Source organism: Mesorhizobium sp. M7A.T.Ca.US.000.02.2.1, assembly GCF_003996995.1.
Lineage (GTDB): Bacteria > Pseudomonadota > Alphaproteobacteria > Rhizobiales > Rhizobiaceae > Mesorhizobium.
In genome coordinates this window covers 1-4,315 of record NZ_RZTT01000472.1, presented here as the reverse complement: position 1 = coordinate 4,315, position 4,315 = coordinate 1, and the positions used below count along the sequence as shown (strand labels likewise).

General features: G+C 63.9%; 4 protein-coding genes. All 4 read right to left on the bottom strand.

All coding sequences use genetic code 11. The features are described 5' to 3' along the window. The coding region (locus tag EOD15_RS29610) for an NADH-ubiquinone dehydrogenase (protein ID WP_127409092.1) at window positions 1–460 on the bottom strand (460 nt) is incomplete at its 3' end. A 70-nt stretch (window positions 461–530) separates the two neighbouring features. After that, window positions 531–1,835, bottom strand: a complete 1,305-nt coding sequence (gene nuoF, locus EOD15_RS29605; protein ID WP_127322345.1) for an NADH-quinone oxidoreductase subunit NuoF — start codon at window positions 1,833–1,835, stop codon at window positions 531–533. A 10-nt stretch (window positions 1,836–1,845) separates the two neighbouring features. Beyond that, a complete protein-coding gene (locus EOD15_RS29600; RefSeq protein ID WP_127322346.1) occupies window positions 1,846–3,126 on the bottom strand; it encodes an NADH-quinone oxidoreductase subunit E in 1,281 nt (426 codons plus the stop codon). Further along, window positions 3,127–4,315 (bottom strand): NADH-quinone oxidoreductase subunit D (locus EOD15_RS29595; protein WP_127409091.1); only part of this gene is annotated, 1,189 nt, incomplete at its 5' end. It lies immediately after the preceding gene.

The window sequence follows — 4,315 nt, the reverse complement described above, 5'->3', positions numbered from 1 at the left end:
GCCTGAAATCATCGGGCATCAGCGCATCGCCGGCGCCGCTTGTCGCCGGAGCGGCGTTTGCGGCCGGCACGGCAGTGGCGGCTTCCTTGGCGGCAATATCGGTGACCTCCCGGGCGAAGGACTGCGCCTCCGCAATCATGGTTTTCGCCGTCGCCCGTGCCTTGGTGGAGGAAGGACTTGGATCTTCGAACTGCGCGACGCGCGCCTCGAAATCATCGACGATCGGCTGCAGCAGCCGCTGCGAGGCTTCTGCCGCGCCTGAAAACGCGCCCAGCCAGACGCCGAAAGCATGGTTGGCGAGCCCGAGGCCAAGCGCCGACATCGCCGCCGCACCCGCCACAGGATGCACGAAAAGGTTGACGGCGCTGGCCATCTCCTTCGGCATCATCCTGGTCAAGTCCTGGTTCATCTTCTCGATCTGGTCCAAATTGGGCATCAGCGGGTTCGAATACGGCGCCATAGAGTTCTCCTGGTCGTTTCTTCGTTCGCCCCGCCCTTCGCTGCGGACTTCCGCCCGCGTAAACATTCTTCTATTCCGCCGCCACCATCACAGGCTCGGCCCGGTGCGCATTGCGCGAAAACTCGTCGATGCGCCGCTCCACCTCGCCGCGGAAATGCCGCATCAGGCCCTGGATCGGCCATGCCGCCGCGTCGCCCAGCGCGCAGATGGTGTGGCCCTCGATCTGCTTGGTGACGTCGAGCAGCATATCGATCTCGCGCTTCTGCGCCTCGCCGCGCACCAGCCGTTCCATCACCCGCCACATCCAGCCGGTGCCTTCGCGGCATGGCGTGCACTGGCCGCAGCTCTCGTGCTTGTAGAAATAGGAAAGCCGCGCAATCGCCTTCACGACATCGGTCGACTTGTCCATGACGATGACAGCCGCGGTTCCAAGGCCGGATTTGAGGTCGCGCAGCGCGTCGAAATCCATCGGCGTGTCGATGATCTGCTCGGCCGGCACCAGCGGCACAGAGGCGCCGCCCGGTATGACCGCCAAAAGATTGTCCCAGCCGCCGCGAATGCCGCCGCAATGCGTCTCGATGAGCTCGCGGAACGAGATCGACATCGCCTCTTCGACCGTGCACGGATTGTTGACGTGGCCGGAGATGCAAAACAGCTTGGTGCCGACATTGTTGGGCCGGCCGAAGGACGAGAACCAGGCCGCACCGCGGCGCAGAATGGTCGGCGCGACCGCGATCGATTCGACATTGTTGACCGTGGTCGGGCAGCCATAGAGGCCGACATTGGCAGGGAATGGCGGCTTCAGCCGGGGCTGGCCCTTCTTGCCTTCGAGGCTTTCGAGGAGTGCTGTCTCCTCGCCGCAGATATAGGCGCCGGCGCCGTGGTGCATGTAGATGTCGAAATCGTAGCCGGACGTGTTGTTCTTGCCGATCAGCTTGGCCTCATAGGCCTCCTCGATCGCGCGCTGCAGCGCCTCGCGCTCGCGGATGAACTCGCCGCGCACATATATGTAGGCGGCAATCGCGCCCATGGCGAAGCCGGCAAGCAGCGCGCCCTCGACCAGCGTGTGCGGGTCGTTGCGCAGGATGTCGCGGTCCTTGCAGGTGCCGGGCTCGGATTCGTCGGCATTGATGACGAGATAGCTCGGCCGGCCATCGCTCTGCTTGGGCATGAATGACCATTTGAGGCCGGTCGGGAAGCCGGCGCCGCCGCGGCCGCGCAGGCCCGACGCCTTCATCTCGTTGACGATCCACTCGCGCCCCTTGGCAACGATGCCGGGCGTGTTGTCCCAGGCGCCGCGCGCCATCGCGCCGGCCAGCGACTTGTCGAACAGGCCGTAGATATTGGTGAAGATGCGGTCTTTGTCCTGAAGCATTTTTCGTCCCTCAGACCGGCTTCTTGCCGAAGACGCGGATGTATTCGGCGACGCCACCCTTGGCGAGCGCCTTGGCCTGCTTGACCCAGTCGTCGCGATCGATGCGGCCCTGGAAAGAGAGATAGCCATCCACCCACTCGCGTTCGGCCTTCTTCCACGACGCGACCTGCGCGAAGGTGAAAATGCCCAGCGTATGCAGGATGCCCTCGATCTTGGGGCCGACGCCGGAGATCAGCTTGAGGTCGTCGACCTGTGCCGGTTTATCGATTCCGGCCGGACGGTTTTTGTCCCCGAGCGACGGTTTGGCCGGCTTGGCCGCCGGCACCTTGACCTCAGGCGCCTTGAAGGCGGATGCCGGCTCGGCCTTGGTTGTCGGGCCGCTGCGCTGCTTGGAAACCTGCTCGACCTTGGAGTCCGCCTTGTTGGCGTTGGCGGCCGAATGCAGCGGCGCGGCAACGCTCGCCGCCTTTTCAACCGCCGGCGCGACCTTGGTTTTTGAAGGCGTCTTCAATGCCGGGCTGGTTTCAGGGGCGTCGGTCTTCGGCTTGCTGGTGTTGGACGGTGCGACAGGGGCCGCGGCCGGCCCCGGCACAGGCGCCGCGATGATCGCGTCGGGCGCCGCCCTGGCGGCCTTGGCGGCCTCCCTGGCCTCCCTTTCGCGGGTCGACTTGAGGATCGCCTTTTCGCTCTTCAGCGTGGTGAGGCCGGAGGCCGGCTCGGAGCCGGTGCGGCCGTTCTGCGGCCCCGGTTCCACCGAAGCACCCTTGCCGGCGTCATAGAGATCGATGATTTCAGCCAGGCGTTCCGGCGTCAGATCCTCGAACGTGTCCTTGAAGATCATGACCATCGGCGCGTTGACGCAGGCGCCAAGGCATTCGACCTCTTCCCAGGACAAGGTGCCCTTGTCGTTGGCGTGGAACTGGTCGTGATGGATTTTGGAGCGGCACACATCCATCAGCGCTTCCGAACCGCGCAGCATGCAGGGCGTGGTGCCGCAGACCTGGATATGCGCACGCGTGCCGACCGGATTCAACTGGTACTGCGTGTAGAAGGTCGCGACTTCGAGCCCGCGGATACGCGGCATGCCGAGCATGTCGGAAATCGTCTCGATGGCCGCCTTCGTCACCCAGCCTTCCTGCTCCTGCGCTATCATCAGCAAGGGAATGATGGCCGACTGCTCACGGCCCTTCGGGTACTTCTTAATCCATTGCTTCGCCGCGGCCGCATTCGCCCGGTTGAAGGCGAAGGATGCTGGCTGGACGCTGGCTTCTGCGAGACGGCGGACTGACATTTAGCGATCGACCTCACCAAACACGATGTCGAGGGAGCCGAGAACGGCGGTGACGTCGGCCAGCATGTGGCCGCGGCAGAGGAAATCCATCGCCTGCAGATGTGCGAAACCCGGCGCGCGCAGCTTGCAGCGGTAGGGCTTGTTGGAGCCGTCGGAAACCAGATAGACGCCGAATTCGCCCTTCGGCGCCTCGACCGCGGCGTAAACCTCGCCGGCCGGCACGCGATAACCCTCGGTGTAGAGCTTGAAGTGATGGATCAGCGCTTCCATCGAGCGCTTCATCGCCTGGCGCTTGGGCGGCACCACCTTGCCGTCGAGGTTCGACACCGGCCCGGTGCTTTCCTTGCCGAGCAGGAGATCGACGCACTGGCGCATGATCTTCGCAGACTGGCGCATTTCTTCCATGCGTACGAGGTAGCGGTCGAAGCAGTCGCCGTTCTTGCCGATCGGAATGTCGAAATCCATTTCCGAATAGCATTCATAGGGCTGCGACTTGCGCAGGTCCCAGGCAGCGCCCGAACCGCGCACCATCACGCCCGAAAAACCCCATGCCCAGGCATCCGCCAGCGAGACGATGCCGATATCGACATTGCGCTGCTTGAAGATGCGGTTGCCGGTCAGCAGCTGATCGAGGTCGTCGATCGACTTCAGGAACGGGTCGATCCACTTACCGATGTCCTCGATCAGTTTCTGCGGCAGATCCTGGTGGACGCCACCGGGCCGAAAGTAAGCGGCATGCATGCGCGAACCCGAGGCGCGCTCATAGAACACCATCAGCTTTTCGCGCTCGACGAAGCCCCACAGCGGCGGCGTCAGCGCGCCGACGTCCATCGCCTGCGTCGTCACATTGAGGATGTGCGACATGATGCGGCCGATTTCGCAGTAGAGAACGCGGATCAGCTGGCCGCGCTTCGGCACTTCGATGCCGAGCAGGCGCTCGGCGGCGAGCGCGAAGGCGTGCTCCTGGTTCATCGGCGCGCAATAGTCGAGCCGGTCGAGATAGGGAATCGCCTGCAGATAGGTTTTGGCCTCGATCAGCTTTTCGGTGCCGCGATGCAAGAGCCCGATATGCGGATCGACGCGATCGACGACTTCGCCGTCCAGCTCCAGCACAAGGCGCAAAACGCCGTGCGCCGCAGGGTGTTGCGGGCCGAAATTGATGTTGAAGTTGCGGACCGAGGTTTCAGCC

Coding starts and splice junctions, on each gene's coding strand:
- EOD15_RS29600 (WP_127322346.1), bottom strand. CDS start 3,126: ATGTCAGTCCGCCGTCTCGCAGAAGCCAGCGTCCAGCCAGCATCCTTC.
- nuoF (WP_127322345.1), bottom strand. CDS start 1,835: ATGCTTCAGGACAAAGACCGCATCTTCACCAATATCTACGGCCTGTTC.